Annotated in this window: 17 protein-coding genes; 5 read left to right on the plus strand and 12 right to left on the minus strand. The window is 74.2% G+C overall.

Annotation, left to right across the window (positions count from 1 at the left end):
* Window positions 1-156 precede the first annotated feature (156 nt).
* From C4U44_RS25165 to C4U44_RS25180, 4 genes are all read left to right on the plus strand, one after another.
* Window positions 157-1,584, plus strand: a complete 1,428-nt coding sequence (locus C4U44_RS25165) for a thioester domain-containing protein (protein WP_103888264.1) — start codon at window positions 157-159, stop codon at window positions 1,582-1,584.
* 239 nt (window positions 1,585-1,823) lie between these two features.
* Window positions 1,824-3,488 (plus strand): energy-dependent translational throttle protein EttA, encoded by a 1,665-nt coding sequence (gene ettA / locus C4U44_RS25170; protein ID WP_103888265.1) that lies wholly within the window; start codon window positions 1,824-1,826, stop codon window positions 3,486-3,488.
* The gene (locus tag C4U44_RS25175; protein WP_103888266.1) at window positions 3,488-3,910 is read left to right on the plus strand and encodes an acyl-CoA thioesterase; all 423 of its coding nucleotides are present in this window, start codon (window positions 3,488-3,490) and stop codon (window positions 3,908-3,910) included. Before ettA ends, C4U44_RS25175 begins: the two co-directional genes overlap by 1 nt.
* The gene (locus tag C4U44_RS25180) at window positions 3,907-4,641 is read left to right on the plus strand and encodes a hypothetical protein (RefSeq protein WP_200823390.1); all 735 of its coding nucleotides are present in this window, start codon (window positions 3,907-3,909) and stop codon (window positions 4,639-4,641) included. Before C4U44_RS25175 ends, C4U44_RS25180 begins: the two co-directional genes overlap by 4 nt.
* A gap of 18 nt (window positions 4,642-4,659) precedes the next feature.
* On the opposite strand, the gene C4U44_RS25185 is transcribed toward C4U44_RS25180, so the two are convergent.
* The 5 genes from C4U44_RS25185 to C4U44_RS25205 form a co-directional block, all read right to left on the minus strand.
* Window positions 4,660-5,589: a helix-turn-helix transcriptional regulator gene (locus tag C4U44_RS25185; RefSeq protein ID WP_103888267.1), complete on the minus strand. Its 930-nt coding sequence runs from the start codon at window positions 5,587-5,589 to the stop codon at window positions 4,660-4,662.
* A gap of 158 nt (window positions 5,590-5,747) precedes the next feature.
* On the minus strand, window positions 5,748-6,713 hold the full coding sequence (locus C4U44_RS25190; RefSeq protein WP_103888268.1) for an ABC transporter ATP-binding protein: 966 nt from the start codon (window positions 6,711-6,713) through the stop codon (window positions 5,748-5,750).
* A gap of 236 nt (window positions 6,714-6,949) precedes the next feature.
* On the minus strand, window positions 6,950-9,868 hold the full coding sequence (locus C4U44_RS25195) for an FtsX-like permease family protein (RefSeq protein ID WP_146088333.1): 2,919 nt from the start codon (window positions 9,866-9,868) through the stop codon (window positions 6,950-6,952).
* 124 nt (window positions 9,869-9,992) lie between these two features.
* Window positions 9,993-13,391, minus strand: a complete 3,399-nt coding sequence (locus C4U44_RS25200) for an FtsX-like permease family protein (RefSeq protein WP_103888270.1) — start codon at window positions 13,389-13,391, stop codon at window positions 9,993-9,995.
* Between the two features lie 175 nt (window positions 13,392-13,566).
* Complete coding sequence (locus tag C4U44_RS25205; protein WP_103888271.1) at window positions 13,567-13,971, minus strand: globin; 405 nt, start codon at window positions 13,969-13,971, stop codon at window positions 13,567-13,569.
* Window positions 13,972-14,054: 83 nt separating this feature from the next.
* On the opposite strand from C4U44_RS25205, the gene C4U44_RS25210 reads away from it, so the two are divergent.
* The gene (locus C4U44_RS25210) at window positions 14,055-15,137 is read left to right on the plus strand and encodes a methyltransferase domain-containing protein (RefSeq protein ID WP_407642884.1); all 1,083 of its coding nucleotides are present in this window, start codon (window positions 14,055-14,057) and stop codon (window positions 15,135-15,137) included.
* On the opposite strand, the gene C4U44_RS25215 is transcribed toward C4U44_RS25210, so the two are convergent.
* From C4U44_RS25215 to C4U44_RS25245, 7 genes are all read right to left on the minus strand, one after another.
* Window positions 15,118-16,164, minus strand: coding sequence for an FHA domain-containing protein (locus C4U44_RS25215; protein WP_103888272.1), 1,047 nt, complete (start codon window positions 16,162-16,164; stop codon window positions 15,118-15,120). The genes C4U44_RS25210 and C4U44_RS25215 overlap by 20 nt on opposite strands.
* A gap of 67 nt (window positions 16,165-16,231) precedes the next feature.
* Window positions 16,232-17,557 carry a vWA domain-containing protein gene (locus C4U44_RS25220; protein WP_103888273.1) on the minus strand — a complete coding sequence of 442 codons (1,326 nt, stop codon included), beginning with the start codon at window positions 17,555-17,557 and terminating at the stop codon, window positions 16,232-16,234.
* 68 nt (window positions 17,558-17,625) lie between these two features.
* A complete protein-coding gene (locus C4U44_RS25225; RefSeq protein WP_103888274.1) occupies window positions 17,626-19,002 on the minus strand; it encodes a PP2C family serine/threonine-protein phosphatase in 1,377 nt (458 codons plus the stop codon).
* Between the two features lie 4 nt (window positions 19,003-19,006).
* On the minus strand, window positions 19,007-21,652 hold the full coding sequence (locus C4U44_RS25230; protein WP_103888275.1) for a serine/threonine-protein kinase: 2,646 nt from the start codon (window positions 21,650-21,652) through the stop codon (window positions 19,007-19,009).
* 142 nt (window positions 21,653-21,794) lie between these two features.
* Window positions 21,795-23,087 (minus strand): coiled-coil domain-containing protein, encoded by a 1,293-nt coding sequence (locus tag C4U44_RS25235; protein ID WP_103888276.1) that lies wholly within the window; start codon window positions 23,085-23,087, stop codon window positions 21,795-21,797.
* 81 nt (window positions 23,088-23,168) lie between these two features.
* Window positions 23,169-24,167, minus strand: a complete 999-nt coding sequence (locus C4U44_RS25240) for a glutamate ABC transporter substrate-binding protein (RefSeq protein ID WP_407642885.1) — start codon at window positions 24,165-24,167, stop codon at window positions 23,169-23,171.
* A 68-nt stretch (window positions 24,168-24,235) separates the two neighbouring features.
* Window positions 24,236-25,684 carry a hypothetical protein gene (locus C4U44_RS25245; RefSeq protein WP_235032327.1) on the minus strand — a complete coding sequence of 483 codons (1,449 nt, stop codon included), beginning with the start codon at window positions 25,682-25,684 and terminating at the stop codon, window positions 24,236-24,238.
* Window positions 25,685-25,996 lie beyond the last annotated feature (312 nt).

Genomic DNA, 25,996 nt, shown 5'->3' on the forward strand with positions numbered 1-25,996 from the left:
TAACGATTGAGATTCGAAAGTCGTTCGGTCCGCTCTCGGCTGTGGTTATGTCGGGTGCGGTTCCTAGGATTTCGGCGTTCGTACGCACGGGGGCACGGGACAGGCGGGGCCAACCCTTCATCACCGACCAGGGGCCTCGCCCGGAGGGGAAAACTCATGTTCAAGACCTACAGGCGAGGCGCTGCCCGCCTCGCGGCGGCCGGTCTCGCGACCGGCGTGCTCGCGGCCGGCGCGTTCGCCGGCGCGAGCTCTGCCGCCGCCGACAGCGGTGGCGACAGCGGTACGGCGTCGTCCGGCGGTGCCTCCGGCAAGCTCGGAGACCTCGTGCCGGGTATGTACGGCGGCGCGACCGTCACCGACAAGGACGGCAAGCCCGCGCGCGAGGTGGCGGGGCTGTTCAAGCTGAGCCTCAGCGACGGCACGACCGTCTACACCTACTGCATCGACCTCTACAACGGTGCCGACACGTCCGGGAACACCACGTACAACGAGGTTCCCTGGAGCGCGACGTCCCTGACCCAGCCGGGCAAGGACAAGGACGTGGCCGGGAAGATCACCTGGATACTCCAGCACTCCTTCCCGCAGGTCAACGACCTCGACGCGCTGGCGAAGACCGCCGGATCCGGTCCGCTGTCGAAGGAGGCCGCCGCGGCCGGAACCCAGGTCGCGATCTGGCGCCTCTCCGACGACCCGAAGGCGACGGCCGATGACCCGGCCGCCGAGAAGCTGGCCGACTACCTCGACCAGTCCGCGCAGGCCGTCGCCGAGCCCTCGCCGTCGCTGGAGCTCACCCCGCCGTCGGTGTCCGGCAAGTCCGGCGGCCGCATAGGCCCGGTCACGGCGCGCACCAACGCGAGCGGCGCCCAGGCGGTGCTGGCCTCCGACGCGCCGTCCGGCGTGAAGCTGGTCGACGCCGACGGCAAGCCGGTGACCTCGGTGAGTGACGGCAGCCAGTTCTTCTTCGACGTGCCCGCCGGCACCAAGCCCGGCACTACCTCGATGTCGGTCTCCGCGACCACGAGCGTGCCGGTCGGCCGCGCCTTCGCGGGCACCAACCCGAAGACCGGCAAGCCGAGCCAGACCATGATCCTGGCCGGCACCGGCCAGACCGAGGTCAAGGCGACGGCGACGGCCACGTGGGCCGATCAGGGCCCGATACCGGCGCTGACCGCGCAGGTGGACTGCGCCAAGTCCGGCGTGGACGTCAGCGCCACCAACAAGGGCGACGAGGACTTCACCTTCACCCTGGAGGGGAAGACCTACACCATCGCCCCGGGCAAGTCGCAGACGATCACGGTTCCGGTCGCCGAGGACCAGGGCTACAAGATCGACATCACGCTGCCCGACAAGTCGGTGAAGACGTTCCAGGGCGTGCTGGACTGCAAGGCGGCCACCCCGCCCCCGACCATGCCGGCCAACCAGCCCAGCCCGGCCAGCTCCGGCGGCACCGGCACCGGCAACCTCGCCGAGACCGGTAGCAGCAACTCCACGCCGCTGATCGCGGGCATCGCGGTCGCCCTCGTGGTGGTCGGCGGTGGCGCGGTCTTCTTCATCCGCCGCAACGGCAAGAAGAACGCCGCCTAAGAGCGGTTGACCCTCGGCAGACCGGGTGGGCCGCGCCCGCCCGGTCTGCCAGGGGGCTGAGATCAGGTCCGCCCGGTCGGCCGATCCCGCCGGCGACCCGCGCGGGCGAGCCGCGCCGGGGTGGGCGGGCCTGACCTACCCATTCGCCCCGCCGGGTGGACGTACGGCAAGATGGGGTGTATCTGCCCTCACGCGGCGGAGCCGCACATTGGCCCTTCTCGATTGCCGGACGGTTTCTCTTGGCTGAGTACATCTACACGATGCGCAAGACGCGCAAGGCGCACGGCGACAAGGTCATCCTGGATGACGTGACGCTGAGCTTCCTGCCGGGCGCGAAGATCGGTGTGGTCGGCCCGAACGGCGCCGGTAAGTCCACCGTGCTGAAGATCATGGCGGGGCTGGAGCACCCGTCGAACGGGGACGCGTTCCTGTCGCCGGGGTACAGCGTGGGGATGCTGCTGCAGGAGCCCCCGCTGGACGACTCGAAGACGGTCCTGGAGAACGTGCAGGACGGCGTCGCGGAGACGAAGGCCAAGCTCGACCGGTTCAACGAGATCGCCGAGCAGATGGCGACGGACTACTCCGACGCCCTGCTGGACGAGATGGGCAAGCTGCAGGAGCAGCTCGACCACGCCAATGCCTGGGACCTCGACGCGCAGCTCGAGCAGGCCATGGACGCCCTGGGCTGCCCGCCCGGGGACTGGCAGGTGACGAACCTGTCCGGTGGCGAGAAGCGCCGGGTGGCGCTGTGCAAGCTGCTGCTGGAGGCACCGGACCTGCTGCTGCTGGACGAGCCGACCAACCACCTCGACGCCGAGTCGGTGCAGTGGCTGGAGCAGCACCTGGCGAAGTACCCGGGCACCGTGGTGGCCGTGACCCACGACAGGTACTTCCTGGACAACGTGGCGCAGTGGATCCTGGAGCTGGACCGCGGCCGGGCGCTGCCGTATGAGGGCAACTACTCCACCTACCTGGAGAACAAGGCTTCCCGGCTGAAGGTCGAGGGGCAGAAGGACGCCAAGCGGCAGAAGCGCCTGAAGGAGGAGTTGGAGTGGGTCCGCTCCAACGCCAAGGGGCGTCAGGCCAAGTCGAAGGCGCGACTGGCCAGGTACGAGGAGATGGCCGCCGAGGCCGACAAGATGCGGAAGCTGGACTTCGAGGAGATCCAGATCCCGCCGGGCCCGCGGCTGGGCTCCGTCGTGGTCGAGGTGGAGCACCTGCACAAGGCGTTCGGCGACAAGGTGCTGATCGACGACCTGTCCTTCACCCTGCCGCGTAACGGCATCGTGGGTGTCATCGGGCCGAACGGCGCCGGCAAGACCACGCTGTTCAAGATGATCCAGGGCCTGGAGCAGGCGGACACCGGCAGCATCAGGGTCGGTGAGACGGTGAAGATCTCGTACGTCGACCAGGGCCGGTCGAACATCGAGCCGAAGAAGACGCTGTGGGAGGTCGTCTCCGACGGCCTGGACTACATCAACGTCGGCCAGGTCGAGATGCCGTCGCGGGCGTACGTGTCGGCGTTCGGCTTCAAGGGCCCGGACCAGCAGAAGCCGGCCGGCGTGCTCTCCGGCGGTGAGCGCAACCGGCTGAACCTCGCGCTGACGCTCAAGCAGGGCGGGAACCTGCTGCTGCTCGACGAGCCGACCAACGACCTCGACGTGGAGACGCTGTCGTCGCTGGAGAACGCGCTGCTGGAGTTCCCGGGCGCGGCAGTGGTCGTCTCCCACGACCGGTGGTTCCTGGACCGGGTCGCGACCCACATCCTGGCGTACGAGGGCGACTCGAAGTGGTTCTGGTTCGAGGGCAACTTCGAGTCGTACGAGAAGAACAAGGTGGAGCGGCTGGGGCCGGACGCCGCACGCCCGCACCGGGCCACGTACAAGAAGCTGACCCGCGGCTGATGGCACGGCACGTCTTCCACTGCCCGCTGCGCTGGGGGGACATGGACGCGTACGGCCATGTCAACAACGTGCTGTTCCTGCGGTACCTGGAGGAGGCGCGGATCGACCTGATGTTCCGGCTGGCGGACCGGGACGGCAGCGGGACGTTCGCGGGTGGATCGGTGGTGGCCAGGCACGAGATCGACTACCTGCGGCCGCTGGTGCACCGGTATGAGCCGATCGCGATCGAGACGTGGGTGGAGAGCATCAACGCCGCGTCCATGACCGTCAGGTACGAGGTCAAGGACGAGGAGACGGTCTACGCGCGGGCGGAGACGGTCGTGGTGCCGTATCTGCTGGCCGAGCAGCGGCCGCGGCGGATCACCGACGACGAGCGGGAGTTCCTGGAGCGGTATCGGGACGAAGGGGCCGTGGTCGGGTGAGTACACGGCTCCGCTTCGCGGAGGACCCGGGCGGGGCGGCCGTGGTGGAGGCCGACCTCGCCGCGTTCCTCGGGCGGCTGGTCAGGTGGGACAAGGCCGCGGTGGTGCGGCTGCGTTCGGCGGCGGGGGAGGCGGCGCTCGGCGTGTTCGGGCAGCCGCCCTTCGGCGGGGTGCTGGCCGTCAAGAGCCTGGCGCTCGCCGGCGAGGGGGCAGCGGCGGTGGTGGACGCCACCGTGTCGGCCGGACAGTTGCTGGAGTCGGTGGGGGAGGCGGTGGGCGGCGGGCAGTTCACGGTGCCGCCGTCCGTCACCGGGCCGGCGTGGGCCGGAGTGCTGCCGCCGCGCGAGGGATGGCGGCGGGTCGCGGAGATGGAGGCGACGGCCGTGCGCGAGGTCGCGGCGCGGGCCGTCGCGGAGTTCCGGGAGCGCACGGAGTCGCTGGTGCCCGAGCGGCGCGGCCGAGCGGAGCTGGACGCGCTGGCGGAGGAGCTGTGGAGCAGGCCGCTGCCCGGTGGCGGGGCGGGGGTCACCCTGCGGGTGGTGCACGCCGCCCACGCGCTCGGCTTCCTGCCCGCGCGGCGGTCCGGTGAGGCCGCGGACGAGGCGGTCGCGGTGCTCGCGGCCGGTCCGTGGGTGCGGCTGCGTACGGGCTACGGGTCGGTGGCGATGCGCGGCGCGTCGGCGGCGTCCGGGCTGACGGTGTCCCCGGGAATGACGGTGTCGCCGGTCTGACGGAGGGGCCGGGCCGCTTCAGCCGGCGGACCCGGCACCCCTTCCCGTACCGCTACCGCTGCCGCTGTCGGCCCCTGCGCTCGGGGCGCTCTCCGCGGTCCAGGAGGCCAGCAGCCGCAGGGCGTGCTCGGAGGGGGACCCGGGCTCCGCGGTGTGCACCCCGAGGATCTGCTCGGGGTCGCCGGTCGGCGCGAGAGCCTCGTACTCCAGGGTGAGGTCGCCGACGACCGGGTGGTGGTAGCGCTTGCTGCCGTTGGTGCGGCGCATCACGTCGTGTTCGGCCCACCAGCGGCGGAAGTCCGGGTCGCGGACGGACAGTTCGCCGACGAGTTCGGCCAGCCGCGGGTCGTGCGGGTACTTCCCGGCGTAGAGGTGCAGCGCCGCGACGGTGCTGCGGGCGCCGGCCGCCCAGTCGTCGTAGAGGCTCCGCGCCCCCTCGTCGAGGAACATGAAGCGGGCCATGTTCCGCTCGCGGTGCGGCAGGGCCTCGAAGTCGGTGTAGAAGGCGCGGGCGAGGCGGTTGCTGGCGAGGACGTCCATCCGGCGCCCCAGGACGAGCGCGGGGGTGTCCGTGAGGGTGTCGAGCAGCCGGTGGAGGCCGGGCCGGACCCGTTGCGGCGGCAGGGCATGGGGGACCCGGCGCCGGGTCGGGCGGGCCAGCGCGAACAGGTGGTCGCGTTCGGTGTCGTCCAGGAGCAGGGCGCGGGCGACGGCGTCGAGGACGGTCTCGGAGGCGTGCGCGGTGCGGCCGCGCTCCAGGCGCACGTAGTAGTCGACGCTCACGCCGGCGAGCTGCGCGACCTCCTCCCGGCGCAGGCCCGGCACGCGGCGGGCACCCGGTTGCGGGGAGAGCCCGGCCTGCTCGGGGCTGATCCGGGCCCGGCGGGAGCGCAGGAACTCCCGCAGTTCCGTGTTGGCCCGGGTCGCGGGGCCGCCGGGTGCGTCCATGCGTTCCAGGCTAGGCCGGTCCCGGCCGGGTGCGCCGCCCTGTGAGGGGTACTGCCGGGCCCCCGATCGCCGACACGCCCGACTCCCGGACGGACGGACGAACCGATCGAGCGGGAGGCCCCGGACGACCTCCGGACGATCCCGCGCCGGACCTGGGGCTACTCCTCCGGGCGGTCCGGCCACACCCCGATGTGGTCCGGTTCGAGCTCCAGCAGCACCCGGGAGCGGATGTCCAGCGCCTCGGTGTAGTCGCGCGGGATCTGCAGCCGCCCGGCGCGGTCGACGGTGGCGTACTCCCGGGCGACCACCGACTCCTGGCCGTGCTCGTCGACCTCGGTACGGCGGACCACCTCGGAGGCGGTCCGGCCGTCGCGGATGGCGACCGTGCGCTGGACGGCGCCGGACACCGCGTGGTCGTGGGTGACCACGACGACCGTGGTGCCGAGCTCCTCGTTCGCGGTGCGGAAGGAGGCGAAGACCTGCTCGCCGGTGGCCGAGTCCAGCTCGCCGGTCGGCTCGTCGGCGAGGATCACCGACGGGTTGTTGGCGAGGGCGACGGCGATCGCGGCGCGCTGCTGCTCGCCGCCGGACATCTGGCCGGGACGCCGGTCCCGGCAGTAGCCGACGCCGAGCATGTCGAGGAGTTCCCCGGCCCGGGCGGACCGCTGCCGCTTGGCACGCAGCCCGCTGCGGCCGGCCAGCTGCATCGGCAGCACCACGTTCTGGGCCGCGGTCAGGTACGGCAGCAGGTTGCGGGCGGTCTGCTGCCAGACGAAGCCGACCACCTCGCGGCGGTAGCGCAGCCGGGCGGCGGCGTCCATGGCGAGCAGGTCGTAGCCGCCGACGGAGGCCGCGCCCGCGGTGGGTACGTCCAGGCCGGCGAGGATGTTCAGCAGCGTGGACTTGCCGCTGCCGGACGCGCCCACCAGTGCCATCAACTCGCCCTTGCCGACCAGCAGGTCGAGGCCCTGGAGCGCCTGCACCTCGACGCCGTCCGCGGTGAAGATCCGCACCAGGCGGTCGCAGGTGATCAGCGAGTCCTGGCCGTACACCGCGCCGTTGCGGCCGGCTGCCGCCCGCTGCTCCAGCTCGGCGAGGCTGCGCACTTCGGGCCGCGCTTCCACGGTGACCGTATCCGCGGTCGGGCCCGCGGCAACCCCCGCCGCGGGAACTCCCGCGCCCGCGGCAACTCCCGCGCCCGCAGCCCCGTTTCCGCCCGCGCCCGCGGCACCTTCCGTCCCCGCACCGACCCCCGCCCCGGAATCGGCACCGCCCGACGCACCCGACGAACCCGGCGCGGACGGAGCCCCCTCGCCCGCCCCGTCCTCCCGCGCGTCCCCGCCCATGTCCCGTCCCCCGCTCATACCCGGTCCCCCGCTCTCAGTTCCGTACTCTCTCTCCGCCGCCCGGTCACCCAGGCCTGCGCCAGCAGCACCACGCAGGCCAGTATCAGCAGCCCCGCCGACGGCAGGGCAAGGGCCCACGGGTTCGCGCGCAGACCCAGCCCGAAGTCGACCGGCGCGAAGTCGCGCGGCCCCGTACCGAAGGCGAGGGCGCGCAGGTCGATGCCCGGGCCGAGCAGCGGGATCACCGCCAGCCCCACCAGCACACCGCCGACCGCGCCGAGCAGCACCTGCGGCAGCATCTCCAGCAGGACCAGCCGCCGCGCCTGCCCCCGGGTCAGGCCCATCGTGCGCAGCCGGGCCAGCAGGGTCGCCCGGCCCGGCGCCGCCTGGAGCAGCGACAGCAGCAGCGCCAGGGCGCTGTAGCCGGCCCCGGCCGCGACGGCCGTGAGGTACAGCCGGTGGGCGCCGTGCTGCAGCGGGGTGTCCGCCAGCGCGGCCCGCTCCTGGCTGCGCAGCACGACCGACGCCGTCGTCACCCCGCCCTTCACCGCCTTGCGCAGCGCCTGCGCGTCGATGTGCCCGCCCGGCGCGGTCATGGCCAGCAGCGTCGTCGGGGCGCTCAACTGCGAGTACTGCGCGGCCTCCGGGTGCAAGGCGGCGACATCGGCCGCGGAGACGATCACGAATGCGGAGCCGGGGGCGGCCGGAGTGGCCCGGACGACGGCCGCCTCGCGGATCGTGAGGGTGCCGACGTCGCTGCCGATCGTGAGGGTTTTCCGGCCGATCTGCCCGGCGAGCCCAGGGGACAGCACGGCCGGCAGCGTGCCCCCGGGGTGCCCGCCGGTCAGCGCGCCCGCCGGGAAGGAGGGCAGCCCGATCTCGTGGTTCAGCTCGACGTACGAGGCCGGGTCCACGATCACCAGCTCGTACGCGCCGCGGAACTCCGTGCCGTCGCCGTCGGCCGGCTCGACCCGGGCCGCGGTGACGGTGCCGACGCCGGGCACACCCTTGACGGCCTTCGGCAGCCGGGTGTCCAGGGTGGGCGAGATCGCGTCGATCCGCGCGTCCGCGCCGACCGTCGCCGTGGCGGCCCGGTCCCTGCCGTGGCTGATCCCGGCGAGCACGGAGCCGCCGAAGGACGTCACGGTGAGCGCCACCAGCACAGCCAGCAGCGGCAGTTGGCCGGTGGCGGGGGAACGGCCGGCGCGGGCCAGCCCGAGGTGGGTGACCGCGCCCCGCAGCCGCGCCGCGGGGCGGGCGAGCAGCCGCAGCGGCACCGGGTAGAGCCGGAGCAGGACGAGTGCGGCGCCGATCGCCACCAGCACGGGCGCGGCGGCGAGGAAGGGGTCGTCGCCGAGACCGTCGCTCCCGGACCCGCCGGTGGAGCCGCCGGAGCCGCCTGCGCCGCGCTGCCGCAGTGCCACGACCGCGCCGGCCATCAGGACGACGACGGTGAGCTCCACCACCAGCCGGCGCCGCGAGGGCTTGGCGGTGGCGACGTCCTCCCGGCCCTCCGGGCGGGGCCGGCGGACGGCGAACCCGGCGCGCAGCGGCAGCGCGAGCGCCACGACGGCGGTGACGAGCGCGGCCAGCAGTACCGGGAGCCGCCAGCGCTCGGTCGGCAGCAGCACGAGCGCGAGCAGGGTGCCGACGGCTCCGCCGGGCACGGCGGCCGCGGCGGTCTCGCCGGCGAGCCGGCCGGCTATGCCCCGCAGCGACCCGCCGCGCGAGCGCAGCAGGGTGATCTCGCCGCGTCGCCGCTCGGCGGCGAGCCCCCCGGTCATCAGCAGGACCGCGAGCGCGGTGGTGCCGACGCCGATGGCCGCGATCAGCACCATCGGGGAGGTCGCGTCGCGCTCCTGGGAGAACGCCGTGAACGTGGCGCCGAGGGAGTCGCCGACCCGGACCGGGGTCCCGGTCTGGTCCTGGAGCGTGACCGCCAGCGGGCCGCCGGACAGGGACGACAGCACCGTCTGGAGCGCGGGCATCCCGTGCGCGGTCAGCCGTCCGACCTGCAGCGGCTCGTACCAGTACAGGTTCGCGCCCCAGCCGAGCTGCGGGATCGAGTCCCCGGCATAGGGGTTGGCCAGCAGCGTGAAGTGCCAGTACGTCTCGGGGTCGTCGTCGGGCCCGGCGGGCGCGGTGGTCTTCACCGGGCCGAGCAGGTCGGGATCCTCGTTCCAGTACGGCGCCTTCGGGTCGCGGGGCGCCACGATCCCCGTCACGTGGACGGTCAGCGGCGTGTCCCCGAGCCCGCGCAGGTGCAGGACCGTGCCGACCTTCAGGTGGAGCACCTGAGCGGACCGTTCGGTGATCGCGGCGTCCACCGGCGGTGGGGGCTCGCCCTCGCGGATCACGCCCGGCGCGTGCGGCATGCGGCCGGCCACCAGCCGGGACTGCGCGCCGAGGCCGGCCTGCGCCACGAGGTCGGCGGCCGGGTCGTGCGAGGAGGTGCGCGCCACGGACGGGTCGGGCACGTCCGACTCCTTGCCGGTGCGCACCCCGTAGACACCTCCGTGCGGGTCGAGCGGCGCGTTGGACGCCAGCAGCGAGCGGATGGAGGACTGCACCGAGTCGAGGGTGGACGGGGCGAGCGGGTCGGAGGGCATGGTGCTCAGCTGGGCCTGGAACGTCGCGGTGAGGGCGATACCGCGGTTCTGGACGCTGCCGGACTGCACCGCGTGGCGCAGCGCCCGGTCCTCGTAGCGGTCCACGGCGCGCGGCAGTGCCGCCGCGAGGAAGGCGGTGATCAGCACGAGGCCGAACGTGGCGAGGGCCGTGGCGCGCGCGGACCGCAGCCGCACCCGCACCCACGGGAGCCGTACGCCCCCGTCCGGACCCTCGTCCGTGCCGTCCCCGTCGGAGCCGGGGCCCTCGTCCGGACCCCCGCCCGCGATGGCGGCCGAACTCCCGCCCCCCGGGCCTCCGTTCACGGGTCCATCCGCTCCGTCCGGCCGTACCGGCTCGCCGGGCTCATCGGGCTCCACCGACTCACCGGGCTCATCCGGCCGCAGCGGCTCCACCGGCCCTCCGCCGTCCCGCTCTCGCCCCGCCATCTCAGTCCTCCCCCTGCCGTCGCAGTGCCGTCGCCGGATCGCCGCGCCGCATCGCCGTCGCCAGCACCACCAGCGCGGGCACCACCACGACCTCCCCGAGGAGTTCGAGCAGGCGGCCGGCCGGGAGCCGCACGAGCAGCGTCGGGATCGGCGCCGTGGCCTGCGGGGTCAGGACGATCAGCGGCGTCACCAGCCGGGTCAGCAGCGCGCCGAGTGCCGCGCCGACCACCAGCGAGACCAGCACCAGCAGCCCCTGCTCGGCCGCGATCACCCGGGCGAGCTTGCGCCGGGACGCCCCGAGCGCCCGCAGGATCGCGAACTCCGCGGTGCGCTCGCGGACCGCGCCCGCCGCGGAGACCGCGAAACCGAGCGACGCGAGCACCACCGCGGCCACCACGGCGGCGGGCAGCGCCGACTGCGGGCCGGCGCCGAGCGGGTCCGAGCGCAGGTCGGTGGCCGTCTCGTCGGCCACCAGCACCGTGTCGACGTCCGTCCGGGCGCGCAGCGCGGCGGCGGTCCGCTCGATGTCGCCCGGACGGGCGCCGAGCCACCACTCCACGGGTTCCAGCGTCTGGGCGCTGTGGTACTGGAGGTACTGGTTGACCGCCCGCAGGTCGACGACGATCCCGCCGACGTCCTGGCCGGGGCCGGTCCCGGATCCGGCCGTCGACGCGTTCCCGCCGTCGGACGTCCCGTCGCCGGACGTCCCCGCGCCCGCCGTCCCCTCGTCACCGAGCCCGGGTATCCCGCCCACCGAACCGGCGATGCGCACCGGCACGTCGATGCCGCCGAGCGACACGCTGACGTTGTCGCCGATCCTCGCCCGTTGCGCCTTCATGAAGTCCTCGGTGGCGACGCCCGCCAGCGGCTGCGGCTTCGGGGTCCCGGTGAAGATCCGCGTGGTGCCGGTCGGTACCTCGATGAAGGCTCCGGGGGCCAGCGGGACGGCGCCGGTGCTGTAGTTCACGGTCAGCAGCACTCCGCCGCCGGCGTGCGGCGCGCCGGACGAGGACTTCTCGGAGCCGGGCAGCTCGCCGAGGGTGGGGTCGTCGAGGGCGGCCGAAGCCGACCAGGGCCGGGTGGCCGGCGCCAGCGGACGCGTCGCGCCGTCGCTCCCGGTGACCTGCGCGCTTGCCACGGTCAGCGCGTACGACGCGCTGTGCAGGGGGACGTCGTACTGCACGTCCATGCCGATCACCCGCAGGGGGCCGGCGGGCGCGCCGCCGGCCGAACCGGCGGCCGAGGCGATGTCGAAGACGAGGGGATGCCGCTTGCCGTCCGACAGGAGGTCGCCGATGCCGAAGACGTACGGCGTGCCCTCCGCGTCCATGACGGTGAGGCTGACGTGGACGGTGCTCTCCCCGGCGGTCGTGCCGGGGGCGGCCCGCAGCGCCGTGGAGAAGGTGACCTTCCGCGCGCCGTCGGGCAGCGTGAAGCCGCCGGTCGCAGCGTTGGTGTGGGCGTGCAGCGGCGCGAGCACCTCGGCGGCGGACCGCCCGCCGGTCAGATCCGAGCGGAACCGCATCGCCTTGGCGGCCTGCGCGGAATCGATGGCCAGTACGGTCGCCGTGCGGTCCTCGTCGAGGACGACGGCCTCCTGGGCGGCCGGGGCGGCGGCAACGATGTCGGGCTGCCCCGCGAAGATTCCCGCCTGCCCGAACGGAGGCGTGGTCATGCCGGTGACCCGCAGGTCGGCGCCGACCTCGTACTGGGCCTGGTCACGCTGCGAGCGGTCCCAACTGGCGCTCTGGCCGATCGAGAAGATGCCCATCGCGACCGCCAGCACCAGCAGCAGCGCCGCTCCCGCGCCGCGCCGCGGCCGTCGGGCGAGCTGCCAGCCGGCCAGCGCCAGCGGCAGGGTGCGGCCGCGCGCGGCCCGCCGCTCGCCGAGCTTGGCGGCGAGCGGCAGCAGCCGCAGCACCAGCACGGTGCCGGCCAGCAGGCACAGCGCGGGCGCGGCGACCAGCACCGGGTCCACGCCGAGCCCGCCGCCCGCGTTGGAGGTCAGCGCGCCGGTGCCGGAGGAGCGCCGCTGCAGCTGCCAATAGGCGACCGCGGCGACGACCAGCAGCGCCAGGTCCGCGCCCGCCTGCACCGAGCCGGGCAGGGCGCCGCGCCGGGAGCGCGCGGCCCGCTCGGCGGCGTACCCGCCGCCGGTGCGCAGCGCGGGCACGATCACCGCGCAGGCGCAGGCCAGCGCGACGCCGACCGAGACCAGCCAGGCCGCCGCGGTGCTGCCGGAGCCGAGGTGGACGCCGGTGCGGGCCATGGCCCCGGTACCGGCCAGCAGCCGCGTGACCGGTCCGGCCAGCAGCGGGGCGATCACGGCGGCCGGCACCGCGAGCAGCAGCGCCTCCCACCCGGCGAGCCGGGCGACCCGTCCCCGCGAGCCTCCGCGCGCCCGCAGCAGCGCGGTCTCCCCGGCCCGTTCCTCCGCGAGCAGCCCCGCCACCAGCAGCAGCGCGAAGCCGGCCAGGATGACGAGTTGGAGGGCGCCGATCAGCAGCGTGGAACGCGTGACCAGCATGCTGCGCCGCAGTGCGTCGATCAGGTCCGGCAGGCCGCTGGTGGCCTGGGTGGTCGAGGTGGCCTTGTCGGTGTGCAGCGCGGCGAGGGTCGCCCGGACGCCGTTCTGGAGCCTGTCCATGGCGTGCGACGTGACGTGGTCGAAGTCGCCGGTGGCCTGCCAGGCCATCACGGCGGGTGTGACCCGGCCGGACCCGAAGGTGCCGGGTGCGGCGAGCATCGGCCCGTAGGTGGTGAAGGCGACGGTGTGGGCGCCGCGGCCGCCCAGAGGGTCGAGGTGCCAGTACGGCGAGGCCGGGTCGCGCGGCCGGAAGATCCCGGTGACCTCGACCGTCAGCGGGTGGCCGCCCAGGCGGTTGGCGAGGGTGAGGACGTCGCCGGGCTCGGTCTTCAGGGTCTGCGCGGCCACCTGCGGCACCGCCACCTGCACCCGCGACGCGTTCCGCCCGGCCGCGGCCGGCCAACTGCCCTTCACCAGGCGGACCTCGGAGCGGGCGAAGGTGGCCAGCAGGGTCAGGTCGGGATCGCTTCCCGGCGGCTTGGCCGAGGACCGCAGGGTGCGGGGCAGGCCGTAGGGGCCGGACTGGGTGCTGCCCGCGACGTGGGCGGGCAGCCCGCCGAAGGCGTCGCGCAGGTGGCCGCGTACCGCGGTGTCCACCGCGGTACCGTCCGTGTCGCTCAGATTGGTCCGCACCTCGACGGTGGACTGCCCCGCGGACTGGTGCTGGAGCGTGCGCCGGATGGCCGCGTCGCCGATCGCGCCCGTGAAGGCGGTGAAGGTGGCGAGCACGCACGTCGTCAGCAGCACCGTGAGCAGGGCGGCGGCGAGCAGCAGTCGGTGCGCGCGGATACGCAGCACGACGAATCCGGTCACATGTTCCCCCCGTCAGGTACTGACGGGATGCTCTCAAAGGGAACACCGGGGCAGAACCGTGACCGCGAGTGTCGCAATCCGATCGTGATGCACCGCAGGGCGGACCCGGGACCGCGGCGCCCGGAGGGAGCGTCTGCGTGGCCGCACGGCCACGCAGGGTCAGAGCCGACCGGGATCAGCCCGGGGTGTTCACCATCGACGCGGCCGCGTAGACCAGGTAGTCCCAGAGCTGGTGCTCCTGCTCCGGCGGGAGCGCCAAGTCGTCGACGGCGTCGCGCATGTGGCGCAGCCACGCGTCGTGGGCGGCGCGGTTCACCGTGAACGGGGCGTGCCGCATCCGCAGCCGGGGGTGGCCGCGCTCGTCACTGTACGTGCGCGGGCCGCCCCAGTACTGCATCAGGAAGAGGGTGAGCCGCTCCTCGGCCGGGCCGAGGTCCTCCTCCGGGTAGAGCGCGCGCAGGTCGGGGTCGTCGGCGACGCCCTGGTAGAAGCGGTGCACCAGCCGGCGGAAGGTCTCCTCGCCGCCGACGAGTTCGTAGAACGTCTGCTGCTGCAACTCGCCGCGCTGGATCTCGTTCACCTCTCCATCGTCGCAGACGCGGCGCGGGGCCCGCCGCCCCGTCCCCGGTCGAACCACGGCCGCTTCCGGAGCAGGATGGAGACATGGGCACGAACGGGCCCGAAGGGCGGCACGAAGGGTGGTACGACCGGCGGTACTCCGCCGCCGCGCGGAGCCTGCGAGCCCGGATGGTGCGGCGGATCGTGGCCGCCGGCGGCCTCACCGACCCGGCCTGGCGGGCCGCCTTCGAGGCGGTGCCGCGGCACCTGTTCGTCCTGGACGACGAGGACGGGGGACCCCCGGCGCAGGAGCCGTACGGCGAGGGGATCGGGTACGGCGAGGAATTCGACGAGGAGGCCGGGTACGGCGAGGGCCCGGGGTACGGCGAGGAGGCCGGGTACGGCCGCGGGCCCGATGACGGCGAGGACCGGTCGGCCGTGCCGCGCCGCTCGCTCGGCCGTCTCGCGGGCGCCTACGCGGACCGGCCGATCGCCACCCGCGTGGTCCGCGGCGAACTGGTCTCCTCCAGCAGCCAACCGTCGCTGATGGCGCTGATGTGCCAGGCCCTGGACGTCTCCGACGGCGAGCGGGTGCTGGAGATCGGCGCGGGCACCGGCTACAACGCGGCGCTGATGGCCCACCGGCTCGGCCCCGGCACGGTCACCACCATCGACCTGGAGCCGGAGATCACGGCCGCGGCCCGCGCGCACCTGGCCGCGTACGGCACCGAGGCGGCCCGCTCGGTGGTCGTGGTCACCGGGGACGGCGCCCTCGGCCATCAGCCGCGCGCCCCCTACGACCGGATCATCGCGACCTGCGAGCTGCCCTCGGTGCCGCCGGCCTGGCTGGAGCAGTGCGTGCCCGGCGGCATGGTGCTGCTGCCGCTGGCGACCGGGCTGGTGGCGCTGACCGTGCGCGGTCCCGGGCGGGCCGAGGGGCGGTTCCTGGACACGCCCGCCTACTTCGTGCCGCTGCGCGGCGTGTTCGCCGGGGGAGGCGACGGCAGCGCCACCGGCATGGGCGAACACGGCCTGGCGGCCGACGTGTTCGGGGCGAGCGCCTTCGGCGGCAGCCCGCGCCCGGACCGCACCCGCTACGGGCTGACCGTCGACGGAACGCGCCAGTGGCTGTGGCGCGACAGCCCGGACGGCCCCCTGACCTGGCCGATCACGCCCGATGCAGGGTGATCGTCGTCCAGGCGCCGACGTGCACCCGGTCGCCCTCGGCGAGGGGGACCGGCAGGTAGGGGCGGATGGAATCCTCGGCGAGGTTCACGGTGGTGCCGTTGGTGGAGTCCTGGTCGACCACCGACCAGGAACCGTCGGGCTGCTGGACCAGCACCGCGTGATGATGTGAGACGCCCGGGTCCTCCGGCGAGCGGGACAGGTCGATGTCGGGCGCCTCGCCGGTGCTGTGCCGGCGGCGGCCGATGGTGACCTGGTGCCCGGTGAGCGGGAGTTGGACCTCGGGGGAGTAGGCCGGGAAGTACAACTGCTCGGCGTCCGGCCCGCTGCGGGCCATCATCGCGGTGAAGTAGGCCCGGTCGGCGGTGACCACGGCCACCCACGCCGGGGCCATACCCGACGAGGCCGACGGCGGCGCCTGCTGCCCGGCCGGGTCGGTGACCGCCGCGCCCGGTCCGCCGGATGCGGCTGAACCGCCCGCTCCGGTCTGTCCGTTCGGTCCGCTCGATCCGTTCGGCCGGCTCGGCCCGCTCCCCGCGGGGTCGTTCGGCGCGACGGTCACCGGGCCGCTCGGTACGGACACCGCACCGGACGGCGGGTCGAGCACGAAGTCGCCCGAGCCCGAGGTGATGGTGACCGACCCGTCCGGCACCGCCTCGGCGGGCCGGTTCACCTGCGAGGGCCGCGAGCGCTGCGACTCGTACCGCTGATAGGGCGGGAAGTCCGGGGTGATCGGCGGCACCACGGTCGCCGCGTGGGTACGGAAGTTGTAGCGGCACTGCTCGCAGAACAGCGCCGCGCCCTCCCGCGGCGTCTGGCAGGTCGGGCACAACTCCCCGCCGCCCGCCGCCGGTTCGCCCCCGAAACTGGGTGGCGACGGCGAGGACGGCGGCGGCGAGACCGGTGAGGCCGAGGACGACGACGCGGAGGACGCCGGCCGCGACCCGGCGGCCGGTGCCGTCATCAGCAGGCCGCAGACCTCGCACCATTCGGTGGCAGTGTTCTGGTGGCCGTTGGCACAGATCGGCATGGCGTCGGCTCCCCCTCCGCCCGGTTCGGGTGGCTCCCAAGGTCGTGTGCGAGCACTTCGTACCCGACTACTTTTTCACGCGTACGGTCTTCGTCGACCGTGTCTCCAAGGTCATCTCGTCGGCGTCGGCGACCTTGGGCTTCAGACGCACAGTACCGTTCGCCGCGTCCACCACGTCCACCACCTTGGCCAGGAGCTTGGCGGTGTCCTCGTTGCCCGAGGCGCTGGCCAGCTGTACCGCGCGGCCCAGCTTGGCGGTCGCGGAGTCCAGATCACCGGACTTGCGGGCCTCCAGCCCCTGCTGGATGGCCTGCGCCAGCTCGGCCTGCCCGGTGTAGTGGGCGACTTGGGGGCTGATCCGGGTGGAGGCGGCCATGTCGTCCGTCCACACCGCCCGGACCAGCGCCTGGGTCAGCACCTGCGAGGTGCCGTCCGGTTCCGGCAGTACCAGCGACACCCGGGCTGCCAGCATCTCCTGCCCGACGACGGCCGGCGGCACTTTCACGCAGACGTGGTAGTCGCGGGACTCGTCGCCCCACGACCCGGTCGGGTAGTCGCCGACCCGCGGGCCCGCCTCGGTCCGCCGCGCGGTCAGGTCCTCCACGGTCGGCGCGACCTGCTTCACGAACGCGATCTCGACGTTCTGCGGGGCCCACACCCGCAGCGCCACGTCCGCGACTTCCTTACCCATCGCGTTCTCCATCATCGCCTGGAAGTCGGCGGCCAGGCCGGCCGGGTCGGCGACGATGTCGACGGAGCCGAGCAGCGCGGAGGCGATCCCGGTCAGCTCCTTGACCTCCCAGTCCGTGCCGACCCCGCGCGCGTCGCAGGTGAAGCGGCCGGAGCAGGCGTCCAGGGCGCTTTGCAGGTCCTCCGGCTTCTCGTGCTCGTTGCGGCCGTCGGTGAGCAGGATGCCGTGCCGTATGGCCACGTCGGAGGCGGAGAGCAGCCGGTCGGCGAGCCGCAGCCAGGTGCCGATCGCGGTGCCGCCGCTCGCGGTGAGCTTGCGCAGCGCCTGCTTGGCCTGCGCGCGGGTGGCCGGATCGGCCACCGCCAGGCCGCCGTTGGCCGGATAGACCTCGCGGGCCTGGTGGGTGCCGGCCACCACGGCGAACGACACCCCGTCGCGGAGCGCGTCGATGGCGACCGCGGTGGCCTCCCGCGCGTTGCGCATCTTCGTCGGCGGGTACTCCATCGAGCCGGAGCAGTCGACCATGATGACCACGCCGGCCGCCGCCGGGTTGCCCGGCAGCGGACGGCCGCCGGAGGTGCCGCCGCCGGTCGAGGTCACCGTGACGATCGCGTTGACCTCGCGACCGCCCTCGGGCAGGTACTCGTTCTGGTACACGTCGACCGAGAACTGCGGCACGTTCGACTTCGAAAGACTAGGCATCGCTTCCTGTGCTCCTTCACGCCTTTGCTCGTCCGCCCCCCTGCCGTGCGCATGCGCGCCGGCGAGAGCTAGGCGGGTGGGAATCCTGCCCCTGCGACGCCCGTCGGGAACGGGAGCACCGCGACCGTTACGTTGTCGTGGCCGCCGCCGTCGAGCGCCACACCCAGCAGCGCCCGCGCGCTCGCCAGCGGCCTGGTACGGGCGTCGGCCGGTACCGCCTCGGCCATCTCGGCGGCCGACTCGGCGTAGTTCCACAGCCCGTCGGTGCACACCACGATCACCCCGGGCCCCTCCGGCTGGAAGGCCGCGACGTGCGGGTCGGCCTCCACCGCGTCCGCGCCCAGCCAGCCGGTGATCGCGTGCGCCCGCTCATCGGCGTACGCCTCCGCCTCCGACATCAGCCCGGCCGAGACCATCCGTGCCGCCCACGAGTCGTCCTCGGTGAGGCGGGCGGCCGGGGTGCCGCGGTCGTCCGGGATCCAGTACGCGCGGCTGTCGCCGATCCACCCGACGGTGAAGACCGGGCCGGTGACGACCGCACTGACGTAGGTGCAGGCGGGGGAGTTGTGGTGGGCGGCCGGCGGCTCGGGCGACTCCTCGGCGGCCAGCGCGCCCACCGCGTCGAAGGCGGCGAGCAGCGCGCCGCGCATCGCCTCGTCCGGCGCGGTGCCCTGCTCCAGGGCGGCGAGCAGCGACTCGCGGCCAGTGGCGGCCGCCGCCGCGGAGGCGTCGTCGGGGCGATGCGCGGTGGACACGCCGTCGCACACCACCGCGGCCACGGCGGCGCTGCCGTCCGGCAGCGCGGCGCTGCCCAGCGTGAAGGCGTCCTCGTTGCGGTGGTGCCGCAGGCCGCGGTCGCTGACCGCCGCCACGCCCTCCAACTCCTTCTCCTGATGGTCGCGTTGACGCGGCTGGGCGTGCCCGCAGTGCTCGCAGTAGCCGTCGTCGTCCACGCCGCCGAGGCCGCAGGCCACGCACACCGGGCCGGCGGAGGCGGGCACGGGGGCGCTGCCCGGCGCGGTCCCGGCGGCCGGCGCCCCGACCCGCTCCGGTGCGTCCGGCCCGTCCGGCCCGTCCGGGTCGGACAGCCGGGCGGAGAAGCCGAGCGGGAGGGTCTCGTCGGAGGAGCCGGCACGCGGCGGAGCCAGCAGGAAGGCGCCGGTGGCCTGGGGGTCGGCGCCGTTCACCGCCTGACCGGGCGGTGCCTGCTCGGCGGCCCCAGCGGCCGTGCCCGCGGCCCGCGACTCCGCGCCCTGCGGCTCCGCCCCCTGCGGCTCCGCGGCGTCCGGTTCCTGACCGGCCGGCTCGGGGTCGGGCGGCGCGTTCAGGTCGCGGCCGCAGCGCCCGCAGAACCGGTCGTCGGGGGCCTGGGGTTCGGAGCAGCCCGGGCAGATCGTCGGGCGGGCCGTGGGCGCGGAGGGCGCCGACTCGGGCAGTGGTGGCATCGGTTTACACCCAGGTCCTGGGGCGGAAGCGGTTGGCCCGCTCCACCAGTTCGATCCTCGTACCGCCCTGGCGGGCCAGCCGGGCGAGCACCCGGTAGGACCGCTCAAGGCCGAACCGCAGTCCGCGCTCGTCCAGTTCGGCGCCGAGCACGGGCCCGGCCGGTGCGGTGCCCGCGCCGATCCGGCCGGCCAGCACCCAGTCGAGCGCGCTGCCGTACACCTCCGTGGCGAGTTGCTCGCGGCGGTCGTGGTCCAGGCCCTGCCGCTGGAGGTCCTCCACCTGGCGGGCCGCCGCGTGCAGGTCGGGCAGCAGGGAGTCCTGCGGTGCCCGGTCGCGCAGCCGGGCGCGTATCGCGGCGACCCGGGCGGCCGTGTAGTGGATCGACGACTCCGGCACCGACTCCAGGGCCCGCACCGAGCCGATCCGGTCGCCGGACTTCAGCAGCACCCGGGCCAGCCCGAAGGCCGCGCTGACGTAGCTGTGGTCGGTGGTCCACACCAGGCGGTAGTACTCGGCGGCGTTGTCGAGCTGGCCGAGCACCTCCGCGCAGATGCCCAGTGCGAGCTTCGGCGCGGGCTCGCCGGGGAAGGCGTCGTAGACCGCGTCGAAGCTGAGGGCGGCCGTCGCGTGGTCGGCGGTGCACAGCCCGACCAGGCCGCGGTGCCAGACCACCCGCCAGTCGGCGGCACTGTCCTCGCCGGAGTCGTCCAGCGTGCGCAGCACCTCGCGGGCGCCCGCGGCGTCGTCCAGCTCCAGCAGGGCCCGCAGTTCGCGCAGCCGCCGCTCCACGGAGTCCACCGGTGCGGACCGGAGCGCGGCCACCATCTCGCCGGGTGCGGCGGCCGCGATCCCGGCCAGGAAACCCGCGTTGGGGTCGGCCGGGTCGACGTGCGGCACGGGCAGGGCCAGGACCGCCGCGGTGGCGTCCAGCCGGGACACGATCGGGCGGCCCGGACCCCAGCCGGTGCCCGCTCCGGCCGCGCCCGTGACCGAGGGGACGCCCGCCACCGCACCCGTCGCGGGCCCGAACGCCCCGGCCGGGGTGGCCTGTTGCGGCTGCCCGGGCAGGGCGGGGGCGGGGCTTCCCACGGGCGGGAGCGGGACCGCGCCCTTGTCGCGTCTGGTGCGGCGCCGGCCCTCCGCCGGGCGCACCGCGCCCAGATGCGAGGCGTCACCGGTCATCGGCCGCACCAACGCCGTGTCGACCACGCGCAGTTCGGGTCCGAACAGGGTGGACAGGGCCGGCCGGGGCGTGCCCGACTCCAGGGCGACGACCTCGCGCAGCACCCCGAGCAGCTGGTCGGACATCTCCTCGGCGGACGAGAACCGCTTCTGCGGGTCGGGGTCGGTGGCGCGGACCAGCAGCCGGTAGAACGACTCGTAGCGCCGGAACACCTCGATCTTGTCCGGGTCGGGCAGGCTGTCCACGAAGACGTTGGTGTAGCCCTGGAAGTCGAAGGTCAGCACCGCCAGGGTGCGCGCGACGGTGTACAGGTCGGAGGCGACCGAGGGCCCGACCTCCGCGACTTCGGGCGCCTGGTAGCCGACCGTGCCGTAGATCGCCGACTCGATGTCGTCCATCCGGCGTACCGCGCCCATGTCGATGAGCTCGAGCCGGTCCCCGGTCTGGATGGCGTTGTCCACCTTGAAGTCGCAGTAGAGCAGGTTGCGGCTGTGCAGGTGGCCGAGCGCGTCGAGCGTCTCGATGGCGAACGCGATGGCCTGCGCGACCGGCAGCGGCTCGCGCTTGCCGTCCGGGGTGCGGCGCTCGTTGGCGATCTCTTTGAGCGACTTGCCGCCGACGTAGGCCATCACGATGTAGCCGTCGAGGGTGCCGGTGCGCTGGTCCAGGTGCTCGACGAAGTTGTAGATCCGCACGATGTTGGGGTGCTCGATCTCGGCGAGGAAGCGCCGCTCGGAGACCGCGGCGGCCAGCGCGTCCTCGTCGCCGGTGTCCAGCAGGCCCTTGAGCACCACCCAGCGGTCGGCGACCGCGCGGTCCACGGCGAGGTAGATCCAGCCGAGCCCGCCGTGCGCGAGGCAGCCCTTCACCAGGTACTGGCCGTGCACGATGTCGCCGGCGCGCAGTTTGGGCGTGAAGGAGTACGGGTGCCCGCACTTGGTGCAGTAGCCCTCGGTACGCCCCGGCCGCCCCTCGCGGCTGCGGCCCACGGGCGCCCCGCAGTCGCCCTTGCTGCAGAAGCGCTTGCGCTCGGGCACCTCCGGGTTCACCAGCACCGCGGCGCCCGGGTCGGGCCGCGGCACCGCCGGTACGGAGACCAGGCCCGCACCGAGTTTGCTGCGGGTGGGGCCGCTGCCGGTGCCACGGGTGCTGCGCACCGACACCGAGCGGCCGGTGGAGTTGCCGGCCAGCGACTTGGACAGCCGGCCGGAGACCGAACGGCGGGACGCCTGCGAGGTGGAGGACCGGGACGAGCGGGAGGAGCCGGCCGAGGAACTGCCCTGCAAGGACCGCCCGGACTCCGCGCCGGAGCGCGCACCGGGCACGGCCGGGGGACCGGCGACGGCCGGCCCCGCGCCGCCGCTGCCCGCGGGTCTTCCGGAGCCGGACGCCACGGCCGGAGCCGCGGGTGCGGCGGCCAGCGGCGCCAGACCGCAGGTGGCGCAGTACAGCTCGCCGCCGCCCATGTCCTCCAAAGTCCCGCCGCAGCCGGGTCGCTGGCACTTGCTCACGGTCTCCCCCTCAGCCTTCCCTGTCCCTGCCGACGCTTCGTTGCCGTTGCCGTTGCAGTCGCTGCTGCCGTTGCCCGTCGTCCGGGCCCGCCCGTGCTCATCCGGGCCCCGTGCGGTCAGTGGGCGTGCGCGGGCCGGTGCCCAGTTCCGCGACCGCCTGCTGGTAGCGGCGTACGGTCCGGTCGGCCGCGCCCAGGTCGCAGGGCGCGCTCCACAGCAGCCGCCGCGCCTGGTCGTACCGCTCGATCAGCAGCGGGTCCTCGGCCATCCCCAGCCGGGCCACCTTCGCCCGGTACGCGTCCAGCCGGCCGCGCAGTTCGGCGCGCACCGCCAGCGGCGCGGTGACCGCGGTCAGCGACTCCCTGGCCCGCAGCAGCTCGTCGTCGGCGTGCCCCTCCAGGCTGTCCAGCAGCGGGGACAGCCGGTGCCACTGCGCGGTCCTGGCGAACTCCTCAGCCGCGCCCAGCTGTTCGTGCAGCGCGGCGGCCGGGCCGCTGACCGCGGGCACGTCGGAGGCGAGGATCTTCGACAGCACCTCGACACGGGCGCTGCGCGCCTCGGTGAGGGTGCGGTCGGCGCGCGACATCACGTCGCGCAGCCGCGCGAGCCGGTGTTCGGCGTCGTCGCGTACGTGCAGCACCGCCTCGACCTCGCGGCGGATCTCCTCCAGCCGGCGCCCCGCGCTGTCGTAGCCGGTGGTGTCGGGGCGGCCGGGCGCCGGACGCGGGGTCCAGAATGCCAGCGGGTCGGACACCGTACGAGCCCGGAGCTGAGTCAACTCGGCCACCAGGGAAGCCAGTTCGTCGCCCGCCGGGTGCTCGCCCGGGCGGACGCCGACCGAGTGCGCCAGCGAGCGGACGCGCTGCGTCTCGGCCGCCAGCAGATCGATCCTGGCCGGCAGCGCGGACCACACCGAGTCGGCGGCGGCCACCGTCTCCATGGCCTGGTCGTACCAGGTGTTCATCCGCCGGACCAGCTCGTCCAGGCTCAACTGCTCGCTGGCAACTGCCGGTCCGGTCAGCGAGCGCTCGTGGTCCGGCACCGTGCCGCCCAGCACGGTGATGCCGTCGCCGCGCAACAGCTCAGTGAGCCGGGCGAGTTCGGTCTGGGTCGGCCAGCGGTGGCGGGCTCGCAGCTCGCGGGCGGCACCGAGCGCGTCGGTGTACGCCTCGAAGTGCGCCCACAGCGCGGTGACCGCCGCGTCGGTGCGCGCCCACCGCTCCTTGGTCACGCCGGTCAGCTCGGCGCCCTCGAGCAGCCTGCGGCCGGAGTGGTCCTGGAGGGCCAGCAGGGAGGTCTCGACCGCCTCGTGCTCGGCGGCGAGCCGTTCCAGCGCAAGGTCGACGTCCTCCCGGCCCATCACCGGTCCGGATGCTCCCGCGACCGCCATCACACCCTCTTCCCGTAGGCCGTGCCCGCCGTGTGCGTCATGCCCGCCGTGCGCGTCGCGTGCGTCGCAACACCCCGTCCCCTATTTGTACGTCGGCTGCGGCGGTCCTGTGACATCCGGCAGGTCCTTGGCCAGCCACGTGCGGTACGCCTGCATCCACGCGCTGTTGACGCCGCCCGCCTCGTACGACGCCAGCACCTGGTTGACGCGGCGCACCAGGTCCTGGTCGCCCAGGTTCATGGCGACACCGTACGGCTCCTTGGTGACCGGCTTCCCCACCAGGTGCTCCGCCGGGTCCTGCGCGGCCTGCCCGGCGGCGAGCGCGTTGTCGGTGAACACGGCGTCGACCTGGCCGAGTTGGAGCAGCACCAGGCAGTCGAGCTGGTTGTCGACGGTGGTGATCCTGGCGCCGTGCGAGCCCTCCTGCAACTTCGCGTAGCCGGTGGAACCGCTGGCGGTGCACACCCGCTTGCCGTCCAGGCTGTCGTCGAAGCCGGTGATCGGCGAGTCCTTCGGGGCGAGCAGCTGCTGGCCCGCCTCGAAGTAGGCGGTGGAGAACGCCACGTCCTTGATCCGGTCGCAGTTGATCGTCATGGTGCGCACCACCATGTCGACCTTGTGCTGCTGGACGTCCTCTATGCGCTTGGCGGTCGGCACCGTCAGGTACTGCACCTTGCTCTCGCTGCCCAGGATGTTCTGCGCGATGGCCTTGACGATGTCGATGTCGAAGCCGTCGATGGCACCGGTCGCCGGGTCGCGGAAGCCCCACAGGTAACTGTTCTGGTCCACGCCGACGATCAGCCGGCCGCGCTTCTTGATCCGTTCCACCGCCGCGCCGTCCGTGCTGCCCGAGGACGGCGACAGGCTCGCCTCGGGGTCGGTGCAGCTGCCGGAGTCGGTCGCGGCGGCGTACCGCGAGTGCGCCACCGGCCCGCCGGCCGGTGCCGGTGCCGGGGCACCCCTCAACCGCCCCACGTCCAGCTGCCCCGCGCCCAGCGGGCTCAGCGCCGCCGCGACGGTCAGCGCGCACGCCGCCGCCATCGTCGCCACGCCGCCCCATCCGCGTGTTCTCCGGGTCACCCGCGTCCTCCCTGCTATCCGCCCGTCCTGGTCCCGCGCCGTGCCGCCGGTGTCCGGCCGCACCGCGCTCACCGGTACTCCGACAGGCGCCGCCCGATGCCGATGAGCGCGGCGCCCGCGGCGAACGCGGCCAGCAGCGCCGCGCCGAAGGGCAGCAGCGCGAGCGCGCCGCGTCCGTCGGTGGCGGACTGGTGGAACTCCTTCTGCTCCTGCGCTACGGCCTGCCCGAGGTTCTTGTCCACCCCGTCGAAGCTCTGGCCGGTGTTGCTGGTCACCGTCCGGCCCGAGCTGTTCTTGCCGCCGATCACCTCGGCGACGGCCGTGGTGTAGTCGCCGCCGTCGTCGGACTTGCGCTCGGCGGTGTGCCGCTGCCGCCAGTCGCGGACGTCGTCGATCGCGGACTGCACCGGGGCGCGGCCCGCGTCCTTGTCGGCCAGCGCGAGCGCTTGGGCCAGCTCTCCGCCGCTCTTGGCGGACGCCGGCCCGGCCAGCTTGTTCATGCCGTCCTTGAAGTACGACTCGTACTGGTCGCCCGAACCGCGCGCGACCAGCGTGAGGTTCTCGTCACCGCGGGCCTGGAGCACCGCGATCCGCGCGTTGTTGAGCACCTGCGTCGACTTCGCGCCGTGCGCGTACGAGTCCGCGAGGTCGTTACGGGCCACCGTGTGCGCCGCGACCAGCCACAGCAGCACCACCGCGGACGCGGCGGTCCCGGCGAGCATGCCCCGGTTGAACACCCGGTTGGTGCGGCGGAAGTGGCGCCGCTGCGCCCACCCCAGCGCGGCCAGCGCGATCACGCCCAGGGCCCACGCCGCGTACGGCAGTGACTTCGCGTCGGAGTAGTCGGCGCTCAGGCGGGAGTTCTCCGCCTGGTACAGCTTGTCCGCCGCGTCCAGCAGGCCGCCCGGCTTGCGCATCTGCGTGTCGGCGTACCGCAGGTAGGCGCCGCCCAGCGGCAGGCCCTGCCGGTTGTCGGCCTGGGCGGTGGCCACCAGCTCGGTGTACTGCGGGAGTTGGCTGTTGAGCGCCGAGATCTGGGTGCGGGCCTCTTGCGAGCCAGGGCTGTTCGCGGCGGCGTCGGCGATCAGTTTGGCCGCCTTGGTGATGTCGCTCTGGTAGCGGTCGGAGACGGTCTTCGGCTCCTCGCCGCCGACGAGGAAGCCGCCGGCCACGGTGGCGTCCGCGTCGGCGAGAGAGCGGTAGATCTCGGCGGCGTTCGCGCTCAACGGGGCGCTGTGGTCGATCACGTTGCCTGCGGCGGACTGACGGTCCACCACCTGCCAGGCGGTGACGGTGCCGAACGCGATGACGAGGGCGGCCAGGAGGGCGCCGATGAGGCGGAGGCGGCCCGGTTCCGTGGTCGCGGCGGAGCGCAGGCGGGTGAGGGATTCGCGCCAGGCGAGCCTGTGCGGGGGGTGGGCGCCGAGAGGGGGCGCGCCGCCGGGCTGTCCCTGCGGGTGGCTGCCGCCCGGGCCCCCGGTCTGTACCGGCACCGCACCTGTCGGCGTCTGCGTCACGCACCCTCCCCACGAAACGTTCTTGCTTGCAGCAGCAGTATGGCGGCCGCCGCCTACCTCTGCACACGCCTCCGGCGGCTCGACGGTTCCGGGGTGCCCCCGCGGGCGGCGGTACCCCCTCCCCGGGGCGGGGTTGCCCCCTCGGCCGACCCGCACTCTCCCCCGTCCGGGGGCGCCCTCGCGGGCAGGCGGTGCTCCTTCCCCGTGCCGGGGGTGCCCTTGCGGCTGAGGGTGCTTTGCGGGTGCGCGGCCGGCCGGCGCGGCGTGGTCGGGGGCCCGCGGGCCCAGCCCCCGCGGCGTCGTTTCCGGACC

This window comes from Actinacidiphila yanglinensis, from assembly GCF_900107965.1.
Taxonomy (GTDB): Bacteria; Actinomycetota; Actinomycetes; order Streptomycetales; family Streptomycetaceae; genus Actinacidiphila; species Actinacidiphila yanglinensis.